The following is a 25,441-nucleotide window of genomic DNA, read 5'->3' as shown; positions in this document are numbered from 1 at the left end:
GCAGAACGTTGGTGTAAAGTCCTGCATCGGCGCGCCGCGCCCGTTTCATTTTCTACTCAATGCTGATCAATTGCGTCGCCTACCAGGAAGGCAAGAAGCTGTCCGATATCCCGGTCGAGGATATCAGCGAATACATCAAGCTGGATGACACCTTTGTCTGGGTCGCACTGCGCGATCCGGACGCTGCCGACATCGCGCTGATGCAGGAAGAATTCGGCCTGCACGAACTGGCGGTGGAAGACGCGCTGCGCGGCCACCAGCGCCCCAAGCTCGAAGAATATGGCGACTCGCTGTTCGTCGTCGTGCAGATCGTCGAACTGGCGGGCGAGGAGCTGTGTGTCGGCCAGTTGTCGGTATTTGCCGGGCCCAATTATGTGCTGTCGGTGCGGCGCGATGCCAACCAGGGTTTTCTCGGCGTGCGTGCCCGCGCCGAGCGCGAACCGCACCAGCTGAAAAAAGGCGCCGGCTTCGTGCTGTACGCGCTGGTCGACGCCGTCGTCGATCGTTATTTCCCCGTGGTCGATGCGCTCGAGTCCGAGCTCGAATCGATCGAAGACCACATCTTTTCCATGCAGGGCAAGCAGCGCGACAATGTCGAGCGCCTGTATGACTTGAAGCGCAAGGCGCAGACGCTGCGCCATGCGGTGGTGCCGCTGATGGATGCGCTGGGGCGCCTGTATGGCGGGCGCGTGCCGGCTGTGGTGGACGAGACCCAGGAATACTTCCGCGACGTGCACGACCACCTGCACCGCATCGCCGGCCGCCTGGACGCCGTGCGCGACACGATCAATACCGCGATTCAGGTGACGCTGTCGATGGTGGCAATCGAAGAAAACGAAGTGAGCAAGAAGCTCGCATCGTACGCGGCGATCTTCGCGGTGTTTACCGCATTTGCCGGCGTCTGGGGCATGAACTTCGAATTCATGCCCGAGCTGAAATGGAAGTACGGTTACCCGTTTGCGATCTTCACGATGGTGTGCGTGTGCGGCTACCTGTATCGCAAGTTCAAGCGGGTGGGGTGGTTGTAAAAGTGCTCGTAGGGTGGGCGGCTATGCCGTCCACGCGGTGATCGTGACCGGTGCCGCTGTCGTTCCGGATGATCTGGCGGCCAACCACGCGGTGATCGTGACCGGTGCCGCTGTCGTTCCGGATGATCTGGCGGCCAACCATCGCCGCGTGGGCGGGGAACCCGCCCACCCTACGTTAATGCTTGGGCCCGTGGTTTTCCGGCCGTGGCAGCGGCGCCGCTAGACGCCACGATGACGAGCGCGATCGCCAGCCACTGCAGGCTGGTCAGGCGTTCTCCAAGCCAGATGAAGCCGGCCAGCGCCGCAATGGCCGGTCCGCTGCTGACCAGGATGCCGAACACCCGCTGCGGCAGGCGCCGCAGTGCCATCATCTCGAGCGAATAGGGCAGGGCGGACGACAGCAGCGCCACCGCCACGCCGCCCGCCAGCATGGCCGGCGTAAACAGCGCCATCCCTGCATGCGCCACGCCGAACGGCACCGCGAACACGCTCGCCGCCAGCAAGCCCCAGGCCACGGCCTGGCCGCCGTGCAGGGTCGAGACGCGCTTGCCGAACACGATGTACATCGCCCAGCAGAACGCCGCCGCCAGCGCATACGCGATGCCGGCCGGGTCGAGCTGGGATGCGCCGGCCACCGGCAGCAAGAGCCACAGGCCGAATCCGGCGCACACAACCCACAAAACATCGCGCGCATGGCGCGACGACAGCACCACGACCGCCAGCGGCCCCGTGACTTCGATCGCCACCGCGATCCCGAGCGGAATGCGCTCGAACGCGCGGTAGATGCACAGGTTCATCGCGCCCAGCATCAGGCCGTATACCAGCAGATTGCCCACGTCGGCGCGCGCCGGACGGCCATAGCGCCACGGCCGCACGAGAGCCAGCAGGATGAGCGCCGCCAGGCCCACGCGCAGCGCCGTGACGCCTTCGCTGCCGACGGCTGGAAACAGGCCCTTGGCCCAGGCCGCGCCCGCATTGACCGACACCATCGAGGCCAGGATCGCCAGACCCGGGCCCCATGCCGCGTGCCGGTCGGCGAGGTTCAACGGGCGGCCATTGCCAGGGCCACCGCTTCGGCCACGCGGATGCCATCGACTGCCGCCGACATGATGCCGCCCGCGTAGCCGGCACCTTCGCCGGCCGGGAACAGGCCACGCGTGTTCAGGCTTTGCAGGTCGTCGTTATTGCGCCGGATGCGGATCGGCGACGAGGTACGCGTTTCCACGCCGGTCAGCACGGCGTCTTCCTTGTAGTAGCCCTTGATCTGCTTGTCGAAGGCGACGAAGGCTTCGCGCATCGCGACGACCGCATAGTCGGGCAGCGCCGTGGCCAGGTCGGTCAGGTGCACGGCCGGAAGGAACGACGGCGTGACCGACCCGAGCGCGGTGGACGGCCTGCCTGCCACGAAGTCGCCCATCAGCTGGCCCGGTGCGTCGTAGGTCGAGCCGCCCAGGACGAACGCGCGCGATTCGAGCTCGCGCTGGAAGGCGATGCCGGCCAGCGGGTGGCCCGGGAAATCCGCGGGCGTGATGCCCACCACGATGGCGCTGTTGGCATTGCGTTCGTTGCGCGAATACTGGCTCATGCCGTTGGTGACGACGCGGCCTTCTTCGCTCGATGCGGCCACCACCGTGCCGCCCGGGCACATGCAGAAGCTGTAGACCGAGCGCCCGTTGGACGCGTGGTGCACGATCTTGTAGTCGGCCGCGCCGAGCAGCTTGTTGCCGGCGTTCGGGCCGAAGCGGCAGACGTCGATCAGCGACTGCGGGTGCTCGACCCGGAAGCCCACCGAGAACGGCTTGGCTTCGATGTACACGCCGCGTTCGTAGAGCATCTCGAAGGTATCGCGCGCGCTGTGGCCGATGGCGATCGTCAGGTGACGGGTAGGGAGTTCTTCGCCGCTGGCCAGGCGCACGCCAACCACCTGGCGCACGCCGCCGGTTTCTTCGATCAGCACATCCTGCATGCGCGTATCGAAGCGCATTTCGCCGCCCAGGTTGATGATCTCGGCGCGCATCTGTTCGACCATCTTGACGAGGCGGAAGGTGCCGATATGCGGCTTGCTGACGTACATGATCTCTTCGGGCGCGCCGAACTTGACGAACTCGGTGAGCACCTTGCGGCCGTGGTGGTTGCTGTCCTTGATCTGGCTGTAGAGCTTGCCGTCCGAGAAGGTGCCGGCGCCGCCTTCGCCGAACTGCACGTTCGACTCGGTATCGAGCTTGCGCTTGCGCCAGAAGCCGAAGGTGTCGACAGTACGCTCGCGAGCGACCTTGCCGCGCTCGAGCACGATCGGGTTCAACCCCATCTGCGCCAGGATCAGCGCGACGAACAGCCCGCACGGGCCGGTGCCAACGACCACCGGGCGCGGGGTGCCGGGCGCCGGTTTCGCAGCGTCGACGAATTTGTAGCCGACGTCGGGAGCACGCATGACGTGCGGGTCGCGCAGTTTGGCCAGCACCGCCTCGTCGTCGGCGACGGTCGCGTCAATCGAATAGATCAGGACGATGGCGGTTTTCTTGCGCGCGTCATAGCTGCGCTTGTAGACGGAAAAGTCGAGCAGTTCGGCGTCAAGGATGCCAAGGCGGGCCAGGATGGCGTCGCGCAGGGCGGCGTCCGGGTGGTTCAGGGGGAGTTTGAGTTCGTTAATACGCAGCATGGGAGTGGTTGCTAGTGAGGCAACAAAAGGAGAGCGGCAAAAGCCGTTATTTTACCTTGCCCGGCATCTGCCAGCCGGTAAGCGGGATAAAAAACAAACAGTCTACAGAGTGTAAATACATCGCATTTTTGATCTTTTGAGATTCTCACTGTCAAGCCTGCGAATTGGACTTGATGCGTGCCGATTTACAACGACTTTTGTGGAATTGTCGCAACGTTACAGCACTGGAATTCGTGAGAAATAGCCCTGCTCGTAAGCCTTAAAAGTGCACTGCAGCAGGGAGTTTCACGAGCCGTTTTGGTGAGTGAGCGCACCATGCCTGAGCACTGTCTCGTACCCACAACATTGTGCGAATGAAAATGATGAAATGCATACATATATGCACAAAAAGTTGTTGACGCCACAATGTCATATGCATGAACGTAGATGAGCGTTCATTTCCTTTCTGAGGAAAAAATGGCATGAACGTACTTACGCGGCGACGCAGATGTACAGGGAGGGGCGCTACCGCGATCGGTGCTGGTGCGACCAACAACAGGACTGCCATGAGCGGTCCGGCAAAAGAGAGAAAGCAAATCACATGTTGAAGTAAACTGTATTAGTTCACGCACTGAGCCTGGCTTTTGGTGGCGCAGTGATTGGCATGGCGGCCATGTCGCCGGCAATGGCGCAGTCGAATGCGTCGGGTAGTGTCTTCGGTACCGTTGCCCCTGGCAGCAATGTGCAGATTCTCATCGAAAACACCGATATTGGTATTCGCCGCACCCTGACCCCGGATGCACAGGGCCGGTTCGTCGCCAGCTCGCTGCCGAGTGGCACGTACCGCGTGTCCCAGTTGCGTGACGGCGGCGTTGTCGGCACCGTCAACGTCGAGACCGGCATTGGCCGCAACGGCGAAGCGATCTTCGCCGCGGCCGCGCCGGCCGCCGGCACCCAGGTCGTCCAGATCACCGGCACCCGCGCCACCATCGACACCAGCAGCGCCGGCAGCAGCGCCACGTTCAATGCGCGCGAACTGGCCGCGCTGCCGATCGCCCGCACCGTCGAAGCGATCATCCAGCTTGCGCCGAACACCACCACCGCCGACTCGCGCTTCGCCGGCGGCGCCTCGTTCGGCGGCGGTGCTGCATCCGAGAACTCGTACTACATCAACGGCTTCCCTGTCACCAACCCGCTGACAGGCCTGGGCGCAGCACAGCTGCCATTCGGCGCGATCGCTGAAGCGCAAGTGCTGACCGGCGGCTTCGGCTCCGAATTCGGCCGTTCGATCGGCGGCGTCGTCAACATCGTCACCAAAGGCGGCACCAACACCTGGGAAGCGGGCGGCATCGTGACCTGGGAACCGAAATCGCTGCGCGCCACGCCAAAAGACATCTATTACGGCAAAACCGGCACACCGAACAATGCGGCCACCGACGGCACGCTGCGCCTGGCGCGCGCCGAAAATACGCGCGACCAGAAGGTGTACGGCGCCTATGTCGGCGGCCCGATCATCAAGGACAAGCTGTTCTTCTTCGCATCGGCCGAGAAAACCGAGACCGAAGAAGGCCTGGTCAATGGCTTTCGCATCGCCACCAACAATGCCGCCGTCGGCTGGCGCGAGCGTGACACCAAGATCGAACGCTACATGGCCAAGATCGACTGGAACATCACCGACAATCACCGCCTCGAATTCACGACGCTGGGCGACACGCCGGAAGTGAACAACTCGAACAGCGGCTTCAACTACGCAACCCGCACCCGCACCGGCGGCGTCAGCTCGAGCTCGCGCCTGATCAACGTCGACAACAATGGCGCCAAGATCAACACCCTGCGCTACGTCGGCAACCTGACCGACGACCTGACTGTCACCGCCCTGTACGGCCGCGCCAAGTCGCCGCACGAGAACTACTTCACCGGCTACAACCCTGATCTGTTCCAGATCTCGTCGACGGTCGACGCGCGCGCACCTGGCGTGAACTATACCAACCCGCAGAACATCAGCGGCACCATCCTGGCTCCGGGTTCGGAAGACATCGTCGATTCGGGCCGTCTCGACGTCGAATGGCGCCTCGGCGCCCACACGCTGCGCGGCGGCTTCGACCAGACCAAGGTCGAATCTGTCGCAGCAGGTGACTTGACCGCCGGTGGCGGCACCTGGACCTACATCCGCGCCAGCAACCCGAATGCAGCGATCGAAGGCCCGCTGGGCATTCTGGTCCCGTCGCCAGCCAGCACCGGCAGCGCACTGGGCAACCAGGGCTACTACGTGAGCCGCGACCTGTTCTCGACCGTGACCAACTCGTTTGGCGAACAGAGCGCCTGGTACCTGGAAGACCGTTGGCAGACCACCGACAACGTGCTGCTGACCCTGGGCGTGCGTAGCGAATCGTTCAAGAACCAGAACGACTCGAAGACCACCTTCCTGGAAATGAAGAACCAGATCCAGCCGCGCCTGGCCGCAGTCTGGGATGTGAATGGCGATTCGAGCTTCAAGGTGTACGCAACCCTGGGCCGTTATTCGGTGCCGATCCCGACCCACATCTCGGTGCGTGGCGCCGGCCGCTCGACCTTCACGTCGCAGTACTACACCTACACCGGTACCGATTCCAATGGCGCGCCAACCGGTCTGGTGCAACTGAGCCAGCCACTGTCGGGCAACAACGAATTCGGTCAAGACAAGGTCGTCGAGACACTGGCAGCGCGGAATATGGAGCCGACCTATCAGGATGAATTGACCTTCGGCTTCGAAAAAGCCTGGTCGCCATCGCTGAACTTCGGCGCCAAAGCGATCCATCGCAAGCTGCAATCGACCATCGATGACTTCTGCGACGTGCGTCCGTTCGAGCGTTTCGCCGATGCCAACAACATCGCGATCACCAACCCACTGTGGGGCAACACCTGCCAGACCTTCAACCCAGGTGAAGACAACGAGTTCCTGGTCGACTTCTCGGGCGACGCATCGAAGCTGACGGCAGTGAACCTGAGCGCAGCCGAGCAGGGCTTCGACAAGCCGAAGCGCACCTACTCGTCGATCGAAGCGTTCCTCGAGCACCCGTTCCGCAGCGGCTGGTACGGCAAGCTGAGCTACGTGTGGTCGCGCAACAAGGGCAATACCGAAGGCCAGGTGCGTTCGGACAATGGCCAATCTGACGTTGCCGTGACTTCGGCCTGGGATTATCCAGAGCTGATGGTCGGCGCCTACGGCTACCTGCCGAACCACCGCAAGCACCAGGTCAAGGCCTTCGGCTTTTACCAGCTGAGCGACGAGCTCAGCATCGGTGGTAACGCGCTGATCGCTTCGGGTCGTCCACGCAGCTGCATCGGCAGCGCCGCTGCCCCTGGCGATTCGCCGAACTACTCGAACCAGACGTTCTACTGCGGCGGCCTGACCCGTTCGCAGAACGTGCTGACTCCACGTGGTTCGGTCGGCAGCCTGCCATGGACCCACCGCTGGGACATGAACCTGGCTTACAAGCCTAACTTCATCAAGGGCCTGCAGTTCCGTGTCGATGTGTTCAACGTCTTCAACAGCCAGTCGGTGGCCAGCGTGACCGAGGCGTACAACAGCGCGGCCAACGTCAGCGGTCTGTACCAGACGCCGCTTTCGCTGACGACGCCACGTTATGCACGCGTCTCGCTGATGTACGATCGCAAGTTCTGATTCGACAGTTCTGTCGAGCAGAAGCCAAACCGCCCCTCGGGGCGGTTTTTTATTGGGTTGCCGTAAAACATTGTGTGGTATTTACGCAACTAATTCGACCACGCTCGATAATGGTGCATTGAAATAGAAATAGCGACCGCAAGAATCGGTTCGCACCGCCATTCTCGTGAACGTTTCCGTATTTTGATAATCAAAACACAGCTAATACAAGAGGTTGATTGTCATTCGCTTCCGACGACAGAGCGCAACCGGTGCACCAAGCTGATATTGCACCGCACCACTATCGCGCCTTTCCGACTTTCAAAAAAATAAAGTGTTGTATTTCACACTCTGCATGATTGGTGCTCAGTTGACACTATTCTTGACGCCATGTTTTTATAGCTCCACTTGAATAACGTTTGGTTTAGTCCAAGCACTTATTTAGGCTGATCGTCCCCAGTCAGACGTATGCATGAAAAATACTGCCGTCAAGAATGCGATAAGTGGTCTACCCATTTCGGCTCAATCATTCGATGCACTGCTTTGCCGGCCCAAGCGACCGGCAAGCAGGAGCTTGCAGGATATGAACCCAGCATTCTGGTGCGCAATCACCGATAAGAAAGTACGAGGAGAATCACCCATGATGTTGAAACTGAAGTCGATGCCTTTCGCGATTGCCTGCGCAATTGCCAGCGGCGCCCTGACCTGCGCAGCGCCGGCATTTGCCCAAGCCCAGCCGGGCAGCACTGAACCAGCCGCGCAGCGCGTGGTCGTGACGGGTTCGCTGATCAGCCGCACCAACACCGAAACGCCGACCCCGGTGCAGGTGCTGACCGCAGCCGACATCCAGAAGAGCGGCAAGACTTCGGTTGCCGAACTGCTGACCGACCTGGCCGCCAACGGCGCCGGCACCCTGGGCACCGGCTTTGCCGGCGCGTTCGCCAATGGCGCATCGGGCATTTCGCTGCGCGGCCTGACCGTGGGCGCGACCCTGGTGCTGATCGACGGCCACCGCATGGCCCCGTATCCGCTGTCGGACGATTCGCAGCGCTCGTTCGTCGACGTCTCGTCGATCCCGTTCGATGCCATTGAAAGCATCGAGATCCTGAAAAGCGGCGCTTCGTCGCTGTACGGCTCGGATGCCATCGCCGGCGTCATCAACATCAAGCTCAAGAAAAACCTGAACGGCACCCGCATGTCGGCCGAAGTCGGCGACACGCAGCACGGCGGCGGCAAGACCAAGCGCGCCTCGATCAGCACCGGCATCGGTGACCTCGACAACGACGGCTACAACGCCTTCATTACTGCCGAATACCGCAAGCAGAACGCGATCAAGGTCGTCGACCGCGAACAGTATGGCTACGCGAACCGCGACTGGCGCGCACGTGGTGGTAACGACCTGACCCTGGGCGTGCCGACCAACATCAACAACTTCCTGACCGCGACCAGCAGCCCGTTCCTGTACAACGCGTCGAACCCGAACAACCCGGCTGGCGTCACCAACGTCAATAACCCGGCGAATTACCAGTTCCTCGACCCGACGAACTGCAACTTCACCAAATACCGTGCCGGCGGCTGCTCGGTGCGCGATGAACTGTCGAACATCCAGCCAGAGACCGAAAACGTCAACCTGATGATCGGCATGACGAAAAAGCTGAGCGAAGACTGGGAAGTGCGCTTCAACGGCTCGATGTTCCAGCGCGAAAGCACCAACAACCGCAATGCGGCCCCGGCAGCGTTCAGCCCGACGACCTTCAACGGCACCACGACCCTGGTCAATGGCGTGCTGACATCGCGCGTGGGCGCCATCTCGAACACGACCTTCGCTGCTGGCGCACCGGTCGGCGCGAATATCACCAACCAACTGGGTGGTGCGGCCCGCCTGTACGGCTACATCCCGGATGTCGGCGCCGCCCTGACCACCAACAACAAGTCGACCGCGACCCGCTTCTCGGCCGATCTCGTCGGTAGTGCCTATGGCTGGGACGTGAATGCCGCCATCGGCGCAACCCGCGTCAAGAGCGACCTGAATTACAGTGGCTACGTCAATCGTTCCAATCTGTACAGCTTGCTGAGGAACGGCACGTTCAATGTGCTGGGCAACAATGCGCCGGGCGTCGTGGATGCCGTCTCGCCGCGTTTCAGCAACGAGATCGACTCGACGCTGAACTATGCCGACCTGATCGGCTCGCGTGAATTGCTGTCGAATTTCGGCGCCGGCCCACTGGCCTTCGCCGCTGGCGTGCACTGGCATAAGCGCAAGCAAAATGCGCCTCCGTCGAGCCTGACGCTCAACGGCGCAGTGGCCAACACGGCAGCGTTCACCATTGGTGACGAGACCAACAGCGCGGTGTTTGCCGAGCTGCAGGCTACGCCGATCAAGAACCTGGAAATCGGCCTGTCCGGTCGTTACGATCATTACGACACCTACGGCAATTCGTTCACGCCGTCGGCCAACTTCAAGTGGGCGCCGATCCAGCAATTCGGTGTGCGCGGCACGTTCGCACGCGGCTTCCGCGCGCCGAACCCGGCCGAAGTCGGCAATGCCGGTTCGTTCTTCACGTTCAACGCGATCCGCGACCCGATCCTGTGCGCCAATGGCAGCCAGACCACGGCCGGCAACGTGCCGTCGGCGTGCTCGTTCAGCCCACCTTACGTCCAGACCACCAATCCTGATCTGCAGCCAGAGAAGTCGAAGTCGTTCACGGCCGGTATCATCGTCGAGCCGATGCGTGGCCTGAACATGACCCTGGACTACTACAAGATCAAGATCAAGAACCTGGTCGTCACGCAAGCCGGTAACGATCCAAGCTTCACGCCGACCTGGGTCCGCGGTCCGGCCAATACGATCGACATCGCCACCGGCGTGGGCAACAACACGGTGCCTGGCATCCCGGTCGCCGGTCCGATCCTGTACGGCCTGTCGCCATACATCAACGCCGGCAGCACCGAGACCCACGGCGTCGAAGCGGACATCCGTTACCGCTGGCGTCTGGCCAACGACCTGGGCACCGTCAGCGCGAACCTGAGCGCAGCCCACGTCTTTGGTTATGTGACCGAACTGGGCAGCGATTCGTACCAGCTGGCCGGCACGCAGGGCCCATCGTCGGTTGGCGGCGCAACGGGTAACCCGAAAGACCGTGCGCAGTTCACCCTCGGCTACAACCGTGGTCCGCTGGACGTGACGGCCACCGTGAACTACACGAGCGGCTTCTCGACCTTCGACCCGGCGCTGGGCGCGACCGACTGCGCATCGACTGCAGCCGACGTTGGTGGCCGTACCTACTTCCAGGGTCTGGTTCAGCCGATTGGCTACTGCAACGTGTCGTCGTTCACCGTCACCAACCTGAACGTGGCCTACAAGGTCACGGACAACCTGACGATTCGCGGCGCGATCCTGAACCTGTTCGACAAGGAAGCACCATATGACGTCGCCACCTACGGCAACGCCGGTGCACAAACGTCGTACAACGCTTCGCTGCACCAGCCTGGCGCAATCGGCCGCTTCTTCACCCTGGGCGCGAATTACACGTTCTAAGCCTGTCGCTATATAAAAAACCCCGCCGGCAGCGATGCCGGCGGGGTTTTTTCATGTGTTCTACACGTTTTGCTTAAATGGCGTCCCATGCACCGGCCAGGACGGCGAGCGCCGCCAACCCGGCCGTCTCGGTGCGCAGCACGCGCGGCCCCATCGACAGCGCCAGCGCGCCGGCGGCAACGGCCGCGTCTTCTTCGTGCGGCGTGAGGCCGCCTTCCGGGCCGATCAGGAGCGTGACCGCCTGCGGCGCATGCGAGCGCGCCCAGCCGGCCAGCGATTCGGTTGCGCGCGGACTGAGCAGGATGCGGGTCGTGCCCGCGCCCGCTGCCAGCCACGGTTGCACCTCCATCATCGGCAGCAACTGCGCCAGCCGGTTGCGCCCGCACTGCTCGGAGGCGGCCACGATGACGCCATGCCAGTGCGCCTGGCGTTTTTCGAGCCGCTCGCCAGAGAGGCGCACGACGCTGCGCGCCGCCGCCAGCGGCTGGATCGCGGTCACGCCCAGTTCGACGGCCTTTTCGATGATCCAGTCCATTTTCGAGCCTTCTGGCAAGCCCTGGGCTAGCGTCACGGCATAGGGTGCTTCGGCCTCGCTCGCCTCGTGGGCGTCGATAACGGCGGTGGCACGCCGCTTGCCGGTCTCGACCAGCGTGGCGCGGTAGTGACCGCCTTCGCCATTGAACAGTGTCAGCGCGGCTCCCGGCTGCAGGCGCACCACATGCAGGTGGTGCGCGACTGCTTCCGGCAGCTCGATCGTGTTGCCGCTGACAAGTGGTTGAGGACAATAAAAACGCGGCATGGCACTCCTGAAATCGCGGTGGACAGGGCTGCATTTTAAATCCTCGCTACGGCGGTCTGGTAAAATAACGGGCTACGGCCAGCCGCAGGCCACCAGCTTTCCAATCCCTGATCCCCGATCTCCATGAAATCTACGCAAACCACCACCCTGATGGCCAACGCGATCCGCGCGCTGGCGATGGACGCTGTTCAGCAAGCCAACTCGGGCCACCCGGGCATGCCAATGGGCATGGCCGAGATCGCCGTTGCGCTGTGGGACAAGCACTACCGTCATAATCCGGCCAATCCAGGCTGGATGAACCGCGACCGCTTCCTGCTGTCGAACGGCCATGGCTCGATGCTGCATTACGCACTGCTGCATCTGGCAGGGTACGACCTGACGATGGACGATCTGCGCGCATTCCGCCAGATGCACTCCAAGACGCCAGGTCACCCTGAAGTGGGCATCACCCCGGGCGTGGAAACCACCACCGGCCCGCTGGGCCAGGGTATCGCCAACTCGGTCGGCATGGCGCTGGCCGAATGGCTGCTGGGCTACGAATTCAACCGTCCAGGCTACGACGTGGTGGATCACTACACCTACGCGTTCCTGGGCGACGGCTGCCTGATGGAAGGCATCTCGCACGAAGTGGCGTCGCTGGCCGGCACCCTCAAGCTCAACAAGCTGATCTGGCTGTACGACGACAATGGCATCTCGATCGATGGCCGCGTCGAAGGCTGGTTCACCGACGACACGCAAAAGCGCTTTGAAGCCTATGGCTGGAACGTGATCCCGAAGGTCGACGGCCACAGCGTCAAAGACATCGATGCCGCCATCGAGCAAGCCAAGACGTCGGACCGTCCAACGCTGATCTGCTGCAAGACGATCATCGGCAAGGGCGCGCCCAATCTGGAAGGCGGCGACAAGGTCCACGGCGCGCCACTGGGCGACAAAGAGATCGCTGCCGTGCGCCAGCACCTGGTCTGGGATCCGATCCCGTTCGATATTCCTGCCGAACTGTACGAAGCATGGGACGCGAAAGAGCGCGGCGCCCAGGCTGAAGGCGAATGGAACACGATGTTCGCGGCTTACCGCGGCGCGCACCCCGAGCTGGCGAGCGAATTCGAGCGCCGCATGCAGGGCGAGCTGTCGGGCAAATTCACTGAGGCACTGGACGCTGCGATTGCCAGCTGCATCGACAAGCAGGAAACCATCGCCACCCGCAAGGCCTCGCAAAATGCGATCCAGGCGCTGGCTGCGAGCCTGCCAGAATTTTTGGGCGGCTCGGCCGACCTGACTGGTTCGAACCTGACCAACTGGAAAGAATCGGTCGCCGTGCGTTCGGGCATCGCCGGCAACCACATCAACTACGGCGTGCGTGAATTCGGCATGGCCGCGATCCAGAACGGCGTGGCGCTGCATGGCGGCTTCATCCCGTTCGGCGCAACGTTCCTGACCTTCTCGGATTACAGCCGCAATGCGCTGCGCATGGCCTCGCTGATGAAGATCCGTTCGATCTCGGTCTTCACGCACGACTCGATCGGCCTGGGCGAAGACGGTCCTACGCACCAGTCGGTCGAGCACGTCTCGTCGCTGCGCCTGATCCCGGGCCTGGACAACTGGCGTCCATGCGACACGGTCGAATCGGCCGTGGCATGGGGCGCGGCAGTCCAGCGCAAGGATGGCCCAACGACGCTGATCTTCTCGCGTCAGAACCTGCCGTTCATGGCCCGCGACACCCAGCAGGTTGCCGACGTCGCCAAGGGCGGCTACGTGCTGCGCGACACGCCGGATGCCAAGGTCATCTTCATCGCTACCGGTTCGGAAGTCGAACTGGCCGTGAAGGCCTTCGACGCACTGGCTGCTGAAGGCATCGCCGCACGCGTCGTCTCGATGCCGTCGACCGACGTGTTCGACCGCCAGGACGCCGCCTACAAGGCCAGCGTGCTGACCCGCGGCACACCGCGCGTGGCCATCGAAGCGGGCATCACCGCTTTCTGGTACAAGTACGTGGGCCTCGAAGGCGCCGTGGTCGGCATCGACACCTTCGGTGAATCGGCGCCAGCGCCAGTGCTGTTCAAGCACTTCGGCTTCACCGTCGAGAACGTCGTGGCCAAGGCCAAACAAGTTATCGCAGCGTAAGCATTCGCCAGAAAACGGACTGTCCCGAAGGGATGGTCCGTTTTACTATGTTCGTTACGAAAAAAGTTTTTTTCTAATCAGGAGCCAAGCATGACGATCAAAGTTGCAATCAATGGTTATGGCCGTATCGGCCGCAATATCCTGCGCGCCTTCTACGAAGGCGGCAAGAAACAGGACATCCAGATCGTGGCGATTAACGACCTCGGCAATGCCGAGTCGAACGCCCACCTGACCCGCTACGACACGGCTCACGGCAAGTTCCCTGGCACCGTCACGGTCGAAGGCGACAATATGATCGTCAATGGCGATCCGATCCGTGTATTCGCGCAGCGCAACCCTGCCGAAATCCCATGGGGCGAGCTGGGCGTGGACGTGGTGCTCGAGTGCACCGGTTTCTTCACCACCAAAGAAAAAGCCTCGGCCCACATCAAGGGCGGCGCCAAGAAAGTCATCATCTCGGCCCCGGGCGGCAAGGACGTCGATGCGACGATCGTGTTCGGCGTGAACCAGGACGTGCTCAAGAGCTCGGATACCGTGATCTCGAACGCGTCGTGCACCACCAACTGCCTGGCCCCGCTGGTCAAGCCGCTGCATGACGCCATCGGCCTGGAAACCGGCCTGATGACCACCGTGCACTCGTACACCAACGACCAGGTGCTGACCGACGTGATGCACGAAGACCTGCGCCGCGCCCGTTCGGCCACGCAGTCGATGATCCCGACCAAGACCGGCGCTGCCGCTGCCGTCGGCCTGGTGCTGCCGGAACTGAACGGCAAGCTGGACGGCTTCGCGATCCGCGTGCCGACCATCAATGTGTCGATCGTCGACCTGACCTTCATCGCCAAGCGCGACACCACCGTCGATGAAATCAACGAGATCATGAAGACGGCCGCCGACGGCGCCCTGAACGGCATCCTGACGTACCAGACCGAGCCTTTGGTGTCGGTCGACTTCAACCACAACCCGGCCTCGTCGAACTTCGACGCGACCCTGACCAAAGTGTCGGGCCGCCTGGTCAAAGTGACGTCGTGGTACGACAACGAGTGGGGCTTCTCGAACCGCATGCTCGACACCACGGTTGCGCTGATGAACGCGAAGTAATCTGCCATTACTGACGAACGACCCGGACGCTGCCAGCGTCCGGGTTTTTTTTTGCCAAAACTGATTCGAATATCTCAGGTCAAATGCATAAAGATTGGTCCATTATTCGCCGTGGATAAGTCGCCGGCATTATAGACAGTCAGTTGTCATCTGTTTGCAACAAAGAAAAAAATACATACCCTATCGCATAAAAAATCGTTTTATTTTGATTAACTCTCTGCGAGACTTTATTGTCGTATGTACCGCGTGCATACGAAGGTACTCAGATAATAATAATCGCAGCGAGAGGAAATCAATGAAGCAGCCGTTCCTGAAATACAGCGTCATCGCCGTTGCCTCGGCCATTGCCGCATCCCCGTACGCGTTGGCGCAGAACGCCGGCAGCGAGGGCGCCCAAAAAGTGTATGTCACGGGTTCGAACCTGAAGCGCACTGAGAAGGAGGGCACCCAGCCTATCCAGATCATCACCGCCAAGGATATTCGCGAAACCGGTGCCTCCACGGTCACTGAGCTCATTCGCCTGGTGCCATCGATGGGGTCCGATGTGAACCTCGACACCAACGACGGCGGGTTTTCCCGTGGCGTGTCGACCGCTTCCCTGCGCGGACTATCGTCGAGCTCCACGCTGATTCTGCTCAACGGCCGCCGCATGACGCCGGTCGCGTACGCCGATCCGAACGATGGCAACTCGACGCTGTACGACCTCAATGCGATTCCGCTGGCCGCGCTCGAGCGTGTCGAGATCCTGCGCGATGGCGCCTCGGCCGTGTACGGGTCGGATGCGATTGGCGGCGTGATCAACTTCATCACCCGCTCCAACTACAAGGGTGCCGAAATTTCGGCGCGCGTCAGCGCCAACGATGACAACGAATTCAAGCGCAAGGGCGTCAACGTCGTTGCCGGCACGGGCGACCTCGACACCGATGGCTATAACGTGTTCTTCACGGCCGACCTGTCCGACCGCGACCGCGTGCTGCGCGAAAACGTCAAGGACATCGAGTTCGAACAGTACCGTCGCCTGTCGAACCGCTACGCCACACCCTACGGCAGCGCCGTGTCAGGGGCCCCTGCGTTCTATCGCGAGACCGCGCCCAACTCCGGCCAGTTCACCGCGACCCGCGCCAATGCCGCCGACCGCCTGCGCCTGAGCACGAACTGCGATCCGGCGCGCCAGTTGACCGGCTCGACAGCCATGGGCCTGGCTGCAACCAGCGTGTTCGTCGACCGCACGTTCTGTAACTACGATACCAACCAGAATCTGGAAGGCACGGGCGAGGGCAAGGATGCGAGTCTGCTGACCCGCGGCACGATCAAGCTGGGCCCGAACGTGCGCGCCTTCGTCGAGGGCGCCTACGCCCGCACCGAGCGCCTCTACACGTCCAATCCGATTACGATCGGCACCGCGCCGGTGACCAACTTCACTGCGACCGGCGTGGCGCCGACCTACCAGACGATCCTGCCGGCCGGTCACCCCGACAATCCGTTCCCGAATGCACGCGCCTCGGTGGCTTACCGCTTCGAGAATGCCCCGAGCGGCACCGAGACGATCAATGAACAGGGACGCCTGCTCACGGGCCTGCAAGGCTCGCATTTCAACTGGGACTGGGAAGTCGGCCTGCTCTACAACGAAGCGCGCCGCAAGGACAGCTACGAGGGCCGCCTGTACCTGCCGGTGCTGCGCCAACTGAACGCCGGCGCTACGCTGGCGCAGCTCTCGGCCAACCCGGACCTGTTCCGCCGGACCCAGAGCGACGACAAATCGTCGATCACGCATTTCGACGTGAAGGCCAATACCCAGTTCGGTCAGCTGGGCGGCGGCGCGATCGGCGTCGCGGTGGGCGCCGAAGCGCGCCGTGAAAAGTTGCAGATGGATCCTGGCGAGTTGCTGGCAACCGGCCAGATCTACGGCCTGGCCAACACCATCATCGATGGCGAGCGTGACGTCAAGTCGGCCTTCGTCGAAGTACGCACCCCGTTCTTCAAGAATTTCGAGATGGACTTTGCCGGTCGCTGGGACAAGTACCCGGGCATCAAGACCAACTTCGTGCCGAAGGTGGGCGCCAAATGGACAGTGACCAACAGCCTTGCCTTGCGCGGCAGCTACTCCGAAGGCTTCCGGGCACCGGCGTTGTCGCAGGTGACACCAGGGGGCGCGCAGTTCTTCCTCAACAACCTGTATGACCCGCGCCGCTGCGAAAGCGATGAAGTGACGCCGAAGCCGAACGCGACCGAAGTCGATTGCCGCAAGTCGGCCTCGGGCACCGGTGGCGCCAACCCGAACCTCAAGCCGGAAGAATCGAAGAGCTATACCTTCGGCATCCTGTTCTCGCCGACCCCGAGCTTCGATATCGGCCTGGACTTCTTCAAGATCCGCAAGGAAGGCGAGGTGGCGCTTGGTACGGCGTTCGATGCGCTGCGCGACGAAGACACCAATCCCGGCCTGATCGTGCGCGATCAGAATCCTGCCAATTTCATCACCGATGCCGCCGGCAGGCCGATTCCCGGCACCGGCCCGCTGCTGACGGTGCGCCAGCCGTGGCTGAACAAGGGGTCGGTGGAAGTGCAGGGCATCGATATCGACATCGCCTTCCGCAAGAACCTGGGCGACTGGGGCAATTTCAGTGCCAAGCTGACCTCGGCCTACCTGCACTCGTACACGCTGCAGCAAGAACCGGGCGACGCCGAACGCAATCTGGTTGGCTACAATGCCGGCCTGATCGACTGGAACCTGAGTAGTAGCATCGACTTGCCGCGCTGGAAAACGAGTCTGTCCGCCTCGCTGACCCGCGGTGCGCATGCCTTCAGTGCCAACGCCAACTACACCGGCCCGGTTTCGCTGCTGCGCAAGTACGACAACCAGACCACCTACGACGCGGCATTCTGCCACTACCAGCCAGCGACGAGTCCAGGTGCGCCTAGTGCCAGCATCACGGTCCCGGGTTACCTTGGCGCTTTCCCGGACTGCAAGGTCAAGGAATGGGTGCGGTTCGGCGTAGGCTACACCTACACCGGCATCCAGAACCTGTCGCTCACGTTCAACGTCCAGAACCTGTTCGACAAGGCGGCGCCGTTCGACCCGCGCTACGGCGCCACGGCGGGTGCGCCACTGGCCGGCTACAACGAAGGCTTGCACAATCCGTACGGCCGCTACTTCACCGCGACGGCCCGTTACAGCTTCTAGGCGGCCACGAACATTCACACCCGCCCCTGTCCGGCGGGTCTGAAAAAGGGCTGGAACCGCATGCGGTTCCGGCCCTTGTCCGTTGTGCTCCATAGCTGCGGGTCATCCCATGGGCACCAGGGTGAGGCAGGCATGCACCCCGGCGGGGAGACTTGTCTGTGGAATCCACGCCGAGGCGAGGTCGTGTTGCCGGGAGATCGCCTGGCTTGCCGGATAGATTGTGACCAAAGGCTATGTGTGGTTGTTACTTGACAACGAATTTGTGACTATTTGAATACGATCCGAGTGGAAGTTCCGCGACCGCAGAAACGATGATCCATTCACGTTGCATGTCTTTGCAAGAATTTACGCGCAGTAAATACATAGCAATGTGACATCCACGTGAACTGGCGATGTCAGCAAGACGGATTTCTTCTTGGTGAGCGGCAATGGCGTTGCCATAATGAATCGGCGCTATGCAGAGAGCATCAACAGACATGCTCCAATCTGGCGCGATTATGAATGTAACTAAGGATGATCCAATGAAGTTCAACGAAAAGATGAGCGTGCGTGCAGTGCGCCTTGCCCTTGGCCTGGTATCCACTCTGGCCGTTGCCCACGGCGTGGCACAGGAAGCGCCGATCCAGCGCGTCGAAGTCACCGGCTCGGCGATCAAGCGCATCAACGTCGAGGGCGCGCTGCCGATCCAGACGCTGACCCAGGAAGCGATTGCCAAGACCGGCGCCAACAGCGTTGCGGAATTGCTCCAGACCCTGCCTGCGATGCAGGGCTTCACCATTGGCGCCATCGCCGCCGGCACCAACTCGGGCGGCCGCGTGTCGGCCTCGATCCATGACATCGGCGAATCGTACACGCTGGTGCTGCTCAACGGCCGTCGCCTGGCACCACAAGGTTCGGGCAGCACGGTCAATCTGCAAGCCATCCCGATGAGCGCTGTCGAGCGCGTCGAGATCCTGACCGATGGCGCCTCGGCACTGTACGGTTCGGACGCCATCGCCGGCGTGATCAACTTCGTCCTGAAAAAGAACCAGCAGGGCGGCGACATCGAAGCGAACTACAGCCAGCCGACCGCCGGCCAGGCGGGCGGTTCGCGCTATATCGCCGCGACGTACGGCATGGGTGACCTGGACACCGACGGCTGGAACGTGCTGGCCAGCTACCGCCGTGACGAACAGGACCAGATCCGTTCGACTGACCGTGACTTCGCCGACACCGCGTTCCGCAAGTTCTCGCGCAACGGCGCCAACTACGTCTACGACAACACCAGCACCGCATCGGTGCCGGCCAATGTCACCGTGGCGTTCCGCAACCCGGCCGGCGTCGCTGCGCTGCCATCGGTCGGCTTCTCGCCATACCTGCTGGCTAACGGCAATTGCCCGACGCTGACCGTGGCAAGCATCAACAACAACGGCACCACCGCACGCAACTGCACGTTCGACTACGTCCAGACCGTGGAAATCGTTCCGGAAAACAAGCGTGACAGCCTGTTCCTGAAAGGGACCAAGAAGCTGGGCGACAACTGGGAAGCGTTCACCGACATCGCTTACTCGCGCTTCGACCTGACCGCGCGCATTGCGCCAAATACCGCGCCGTTCACGATCGTCGCGGGTTCGCCGCAATTCAACCAGTATGTGGCGCCTTACCTGAGCGCGACGCAGCTCGGCCGCGTCAACACCGTTTCGGGCAACTACCGCGCGTTTGACTGGGGCACCCGCGACAGCCAGACCATCACCGAGTCGAAGCACGCGGTGGCAGGCATCGAAGGCGAGTTCGCCGGCTGGAATATCAACACTGCGCTGACCTGGTCGCAAAATTCGATCGACGAGCGCTACGTCGGCGGCTACATGAAGAACGCCGAGTTCCGCAACATGCTGACCAACCGCCTGTTCGATCCGTTCGCACCGATCGGCGCGCAAAGCGAAGCGACCCAGAAACTGATCGACGCTTCGGTCTTCAACGGTTCGATCCGTGAAGCCTCGACCACGCTGAAAGCGGCCGACGTGCGCGGTTCGCGCGAGCTGTTCGCCCTGGGCGGCGGCGCAGCCCAGCTGGCCATCGGCGCAGACTACCGCGAATATCACTACCAGCAGGATCCATCGGCCGATGCGGTCAATGGCGTGATCTATAACTTCAACGCGCCTGCCCGGTACGACATGAAGCGCGACAACGTCGGCGCCTTCGCCGAAGTGCTGGCCCCGTTGACCAAGCAGATCGAGGTCACGGCGGCGCTGCGCTACGACAGCATCTCGGCAATCGACGATGGTGTCCGCGGCCGCAAGGTCGGCAGCGACCAGTCGAAGACCACGTACAAGGTCTCGGCGCGTTACCAGCCGATGCCGGAACTGCTGTTCCGCGGTTCGTACGGCACCGGCTTCAAGGCGCCCGACATGCTCGACCTGGCCTCGCCAACGGTCAATGCCGGCTTCACCGCGAGCTCGTATGGCTGCCCGATCCAGGATGCGACCCTGTGCCGTCCTGGCTCCACGCAGTACAACGTGCTCTCGACCGGTAACGAAAACCTGCGTCCTGAAACCTCGAAGCAGTTCACGGTTGGCATGCGCTTCGAGCCGTCGCCGCGCTTCTCGGCTGGCCTTGACCTGTGGGATGTGAAGATCAAGGATGCCGTCAGTGCCGTCAGCGAGCAGCAAGCCTGGGCCGACACGGCCAAGTTCCGCAACCTGTACAGCACCTACACCGAGCCTGCAACCGGCAACACCTACTGGGCATTCCTGCGCTCGTCGGTCAACATCGGCCAGGCCCACAACCGTGGTATCGACTGGGACCTGACCGGGCGCCAGCGCTTTGGTTTCGGTACCTGGACGACGACCCTGAACGGCACCTACATGCTCAAGTCAGACTACACCCGTCCAGGCACGAGCAACGAGTTCACCAACAGCATGAACTACTTCGGCATCAATAACGCCGTCACGTTCCGTCACATCGTCCGTTTGTCGAGCTCGTTAGAGACCGGCAAGCTGTCGAACTCGCTGATCGCCAACTACCGTAACGGCTACGTCGATGCGGCAGCCACCGTGCGCAACCTGGACACCGGGCTCAACGTCACCGGCTACCGCCTGGATGTGCCATCGTTCCTGACGTTCGACTGGCAAGGCCGCTACGCCTTCACCGATGCCTTCACGTTGCGCGCCGGCATGAAGAACATCGCCGACCGCAAACCGCCGCTGTCGCTGCGCGCCTCGTCGGGCCACCAGGTCGGGTTCGATCCGCGCTACGCCGATCCGCTCGGTCGTCAGCTGTACGTGACGGGCAACTACAAGTTCTAAGCTGAACGCAAGAAGGGCCGGATCCCTGACAGGATCCGGCCCTTTTTTTGTCTTCGCGTTTCTTGCTGCGCTCTGGTCAGCGCTTGTCCGGCCACGGCGTCAGAATCTCGGCGCCGTTTTTTGTCACCACCAGCATGTGTTCCCACTGCGCCGACAGCGACCCGTCGCGCGTCATCACGGTCCAGCCGTCCTCTAACTGGATCACGTCATCTGCGCCCATATTGATCATCGGCTCGACCGTGAAGGTCATGCCTTCTTTCAGCAGCAGGCCCGTGTTCTTGCGGCCGTAGTGCAGTACCTGTGGCTCTTCATGGTAGACGCGGCCGATGCCGTGGCCGCAATAGTCGCGCACGACCGAGAAGCCGGCGCCTTCGGCCAGCTTCTGGATTGCGTGGCCGACGTCGCCCAGGCGCGCGCCCGGGCCGACGGCGCGGATGCCGGCCATCATCGCGTCATAGGTCACTTCCACCAGCTTTTTCGCTTCGGGCGACGGCGTGCCGGCAAAGTACATGCGGCTCGTGTCGCCATGCCAGCCATCCTTGATCACGGTCACGTCGATGTTGACGATGTCGCCGTCCTTGAGGATGTCCTTCTCGCTCGGGATGCCATGGCAGACCACGCCGTTGATCGACGTGCAGAGGGTTTTCGGGAAGCCGTGGTAGCCGATATTGGCCGGCGTGGCTTTTTGTACCTTGCGGATGTGGTCGTGGCAGCGGCGGTCGAGTTCTTCGGTGGAGACGCCGGGCACGACGAATTCCTTGATCATGTCCAGCACTTCAGCGGCCATGCGGCCGGCCACACGCATCTTGGCGATGTCTTTGTCGTTCTTGAGTTTGATGGTCATACGGGGAGGGAGTCACGCGGCAGCGCCGCAGGCAAACCGCCATGATACCGCGTCGGCGCCAGTCGGGCAGGGCAGGGATGTAAAAATGCCCGCCAGGCATTGCCGGGCGGGCATGAGGTCAGGACTTCAGGACAGGGTCTTGCGACCCCGGTCCATTAGAACGACTGGTTGTAGCGGACGTAGAAGAAACGGTCCAGTGCCAGATCGACGTCAACAGCCGATGCCGAAGCTTGCGTGTTGTACGCGATGCGTGGCGACTTGTCGAACACGTTGTTGATACCGAACAGGATACGGCCATCCCACGACGTCTTGAAGCCGACGTTCACGTCATGGATGACGTACGAACCGAGCTTGTTGGCGCCGGTGCCTGCGTCAGCAGTCTCGAAGGTAGGCATGCTGCACTCGATCTGTTCCTGCACATCCCAGCAAGCATCCTTGACCGGGCTGAAGTAACGCATGCCCCAGGTCGCGCTCCAGTTGCCCATGGCCCAGTCGAGGTTGGTGTTCGACTTGACGCGGTTGTAGAACAGTTCGCCAGCGTATTGCTTCCACTCGGTGCCAGGACCGTCGTTGGTGCGGAACGAGTCGACATACGACGTTTCGTTACGCAGTGTGAACTGGCCGTAGGCGGTACGTGGCAGACGATACGAGACCGACATGTCCAGGCCTTCGGTTTCCATCGCACCCAGGTTGGCGTTTCCGCGCGACAGGGCGCTGATCTGGCCGGTGACCGGGTCGCGACGAATCACGCTGCAGTAGTCCTGGTTGCCAGCGATGTAGCACTCGTTGGCGACATAGTCAGCACCGATTGCCGTGATGCGGTTGGCGATCTTGATGTTGTACCAGTCGAGACCAACGGTCAGGCCGGTCACGAACGATGGGCTGTAGACCACGCCAACAGTCTTCGTGGTTGCCGTTTCAGGCTTGAGGAAGCTGTTGCCAGCGCCCGAGTTGAACGCGACCAGCGACTGCGTGCCGGTGGTGCTGGTGACCGGGGTGCCGGCCTGCAGCAGCTGACGGTAGGTTGCGTTGGTGCCTTGCGCCACGCAACGTGCTTGCACGGTCGGGTTGCTTGCAGCTTCACCGAAGCGGGTGTCGCATGGATCCAGGAAGGTGTCGAACGACTGCGAACCGCCGCCGAAGGTGTCACCGATGGTTGGAGCACGGAAGCCTTCAGCCCAGGTACCGCGAACCAGCACGTCCTTGACCGGCTTGTACATGAAGCTGGCCTTGCTGTTGTTGGTCACGCCGAAGTTGCTGTAGTCCGAGTGGCGGGTGGCCAGGTTGAAGTTCAGCAGTTCTGCGAACGGCTGGTCCTTCAGGACCGGGATCTGCAGCTCTGCGTACGCTTCACGCACGGTGTAGCGGCCGTAGGTTGCCTGACCCGACAGGTTGGTCGAGTAGCCCGACTGCGAGAACTGGTCAGGAACGTCCGAACCCTTGACTTCGCGGTGCTCGATACCCACTGCGACGCCCAGCGCGCCGGCTGGCAGTTGATACAGTTCGCCGGCGATATCGGCGGTGGCGCTGTTGATGGTCGAACCGTAGGTCTTGGTGCCGTTGGTGTTGATGTAAGCCAGCACGTCCGGGTTCGACGCCGATGGGCCACCCAGGATGTCAAACGGGGTGCACGAACCGAGCGCGATCGGGTTGGCAGCGGTACCGCACTGCACGACGCCGCTGGCGTTCATGAACGATGGGCCCAGAGCCTTCTTCAGGTTCAGCAGGTTGATGTTGCCGGTGTCGTTCGAGGTGCCCGAAACCTTGTTGTGGTTGTAGCCGGCGCTCCAGTTCCACGCCAGATCCTTGATGGTGAATTCACCTTCCAGGGTTGCGTCGATGTGCAGCGTGCGGTTTTCGTTGTCGGTCACGCGCGGCAGTTCGATCGTGCGGCGCTGGAAGAACAGGTCCTGGCCACGGCCGGCGCCGACGACGCTGCTGCCGAGCGGGTTGTAGTAGCTGTCCTTGTCGACGTAGACCGGGAAGGCGGCTTGCGAGGTCGACTGCAGCGGATAGCCGGCAATGGTGCGCAGCGACTGACGCTGCGAGTACATCGCGGTGGTCTTCAGGCGCATGTCTTTCGGCAGCGCGATTTCACCCTTGACGAACAGCGTGTCGAGCTTGTTCGGCGACAGCAGGTCCATGTCTTGCGTCGAGTTGTACTTGTCGTCGTTGTTGCCGACGTACGGGTGGTAGCTATTCGGGTTGCGCGAATCCTGACCCTTGCCCTGGCCGTCGAACGAGCCGGTGTGGTTCAGGTAGCGGTTGAAGCCGCCCGCAGCTGCGCTGGTCAGGGCGCCGCCGGTTAGTGGGTTAACCGGGGTGATGCGACCCCATGGACCTGCGCCCAGGCCGTCGAACGGGTGATTCGGACCGTAGGAGGTCGAGGTCAGTGCACGGGTTTGCGTACCCACGATGCCTTGCTCGGTGTGCGACAGGCCGAACATCAGCGACGCTTTGTCGTCACCGGCGCCGTAGCTCAGCGAGAAGTCCTTGTTCTTGCCGTCGTTCTTTTCATTCTGACCGGTGTAGATCGACAGCTGGCCGCCCTGCATGTTCTTTTTCAGGATGATGTTGATCACGCCTGCGATTGCGTCCGAACCATAGATCGACGATGCGCCGTCCTTCAGGATTTCCATGCGCTCGATCATTGCCGACGGAATGGTCGACAAGTCGGTGAAGCCATCGACCGACTGGGTCCAGCGCTTGCCGTCGACCAGCACCAGCAGGCGGTTCGAGCCCAGGTTACGCAGGCTGACGAACTGGCCGCCGGCTTCGGTGTTCGAAGTCAGCGAACCCGAACGCGAGAAGTCAGGGGCGCCAGCCGAAGACAGGTTGTTCAGGATGTCGCCGACGGTTACCAGACCCGACTTCTGGATCTGTTCCTGGCTCATGATCTGCAGTGGCTGGGCGGTTTCCAGGTCAACCTGGCGAATACGCGAACCGGTCACTTCAACGCGCTGTGGCGCAGCAACTTCCTGAGCGATCGCGGCAGTCATGCCAAGGGTCATACCGCCGAGGCAGATAGCGCGGACCGAACGGGACAAGAGTGTTTCCATCATGTTGCAGAACTCCTAGGGGTGTAAGCGCGGCGGGACCTGGGTAAGGGCCTGCCACCGAAAAAATGTCGCGGTGCGACTCGCTGAAAAACGCCAACTAATTGGTCAAACGGCTTTTCAAGTCAGCAATAAAACCATTCGGGGGACTTCACTGTCAATGCATACGCACCAGAAGGGTGAGAATGTGACCGTTTTGTTGCAGAAA

At 61.9% G+C, this 25,441-nt stretch carries 12 protein-coding genes; 7 read left to right on the top strand and 5 right to left on the bottom strand.

Annotated features, from left to right (window positions below):
• Positions 1–59: 59 nt before the first annotated feature.
• A complete protein-coding gene (corA, locus tag RCH14_RS02765) occupies positions 60–1,028 on the top strand; it encodes a magnesium/cobalt transporter CorA (protein ID WP_343024623.1) in 969 nt (322 codons plus the stop codon).
• Positions 1,029–1,198: 170 nt separating this feature from the next.
• Here corA and RCH14_RS02760 read toward each other — a convergent pair whose 3' ends face one another.
• Positions 1,199–2,017 carry an EamA family transporter gene (locus RCH14_RS02760; protein ID WP_343025036.1) on the bottom strand — a complete coding sequence of 273 codons (819 nt, stop codon included), beginning with the start codon at positions 2,015–2,017 and terminating at the stop codon, positions 1,199–1,201.
• A 53-nt stretch (positions 2,018–2,070) separates the two neighbouring features.
• The gene (locus RCH14_RS02755) at positions 2,071–3,687 is read right to left on the bottom strand and encodes an NAD(P)/FAD-dependent oxidoreductase (protein WP_343024622.1); all 1,617 of its coding nucleotides are present in this window, start codon (positions 3,685–3,687) and stop codon (positions 2,071–2,073) included.
• Between the two features lie 643 nt (positions 3,688–4,330).
• On the opposite strand from RCH14_RS02755, the gene RCH14_RS02750 reads away from it, so the two are divergent.
• Positions 4,331–7,330, top strand: coding sequence for a TonB-dependent receptor (locus RCH14_RS02750; RefSeq protein WP_343024621.1), 3,000 nt, complete (start codon positions 4,331–4,333; stop codon positions 7,328–7,330).
• A 619-nt stretch (positions 7,331–7,949) separates the two neighbouring features.
• Positions 7,950–10,847, top strand: coding sequence for a TonB-dependent receptor (locus RCH14_RS02745; RefSeq protein ID WP_343024620.1), 2,898 nt, complete (start codon positions 7,950–7,952; stop codon positions 10,845–10,847).
• A gap of 73 nt (positions 10,848–10,920) precedes the next feature.
• On the opposite strand, the gene RCH14_RS02740 is transcribed toward RCH14_RS02745, so the two are convergent.
• Positions 10,921–11,646: a 16S rRNA (uracil(1498)-N(3))-methyltransferase gene (locus RCH14_RS02740; RefSeq protein ID WP_343024619.1), complete on the bottom strand. Its 726-nt coding sequence runs from the start codon at positions 11,644–11,646 to the stop codon at positions 10,921–10,923.
• A gap of 123 nt (positions 11,647–11,769) precedes the next feature.
• Here RCH14_RS02740 and tkt point away from each other — a divergent pair, with 123 nt between their 5' ends.
• The 4 genes from tkt to RCH14_RS02720 all read left to right on the top strand — a co-directional run bounded on the left by tkt (position 11,770) and on the right by RCH14_RS02720 (position 21,333).
• Positions 11,770–13,767 carry a transketolase gene (tkt, locus tag RCH14_RS02735; RefSeq protein ID WP_343024618.1) on the top strand — a complete coding sequence of 666 codons (1,998 nt, stop codon included), beginning with the start codon at positions 11,770–11,772 and terminating at the stop codon, positions 13,765–13,767.
• A 90-nt stretch (positions 13,768–13,857) separates the two neighbouring features.
• Positions 13,858–14,868 (top strand): type I glyceraldehyde-3-phosphate dehydrogenase, encoded by a 1,011-nt coding sequence (gene gap, locus RCH14_RS02730; RefSeq protein WP_258836371.1) that lies wholly within the window; start codon positions 13,858–13,860, stop codon positions 14,866–14,868.
• A gap of 295 nt (positions 14,869–15,163) precedes the next feature.
• Positions 15,164–18,049, top strand: a complete 2,886-nt coding sequence (locus RCH14_RS02725; RefSeq protein WP_343024617.1) for a TonB-dependent receptor domain-containing protein — start codon at positions 15,164–15,166, stop codon at positions 18,047–18,049.
• A 521-nt stretch (positions 18,050–18,570) separates the two neighbouring features.
• On the top strand, positions 18,571–21,333 hold the full coding sequence (locus RCH14_RS02720; RefSeq protein WP_343024616.1) for a TonB-dependent receptor: 2,763 nt from the start codon (positions 18,571–18,573) through the stop codon (positions 21,331–21,333).
• 76 nt (positions 21,334–21,409) lie between these two features.
• Here the strand turns inward: RCH14_RS02720 and map are convergent, their stop codons facing one another.
• Entirely contained in the window at positions 21,410–22,177 is a 768-nt protein-coding gene (gene map, locus RCH14_RS02715) for a type I methionyl aminopeptidase (protein ID WP_343024615.1), read from the bottom strand.
• 155 nt (positions 22,178–22,332) lie between these two features.
• Positions 22,333–25,176: a TonB-dependent receptor domain-containing protein gene (locus RCH14_RS02710; protein WP_343024614.1), complete on the bottom strand. Its 2,844-nt coding sequence runs from the start codon at positions 25,174–25,176 to the stop codon at positions 22,333–22,335.
• Between the last annotated feature and the right edge of the window lie 265 nt (positions 25,177–25,441).

The organism is Massilia sp. MP_M2, from assembly GCF_039123635.1.
Classification (GTDB): Bacteria; Pseudomonadota; Gammaproteobacteria; order Burkholderiales; family Burkholderiaceae_D; genus Telluria.
This window is presented reverse-complemented; position numbering and strand designations above follow the sequence as displayed.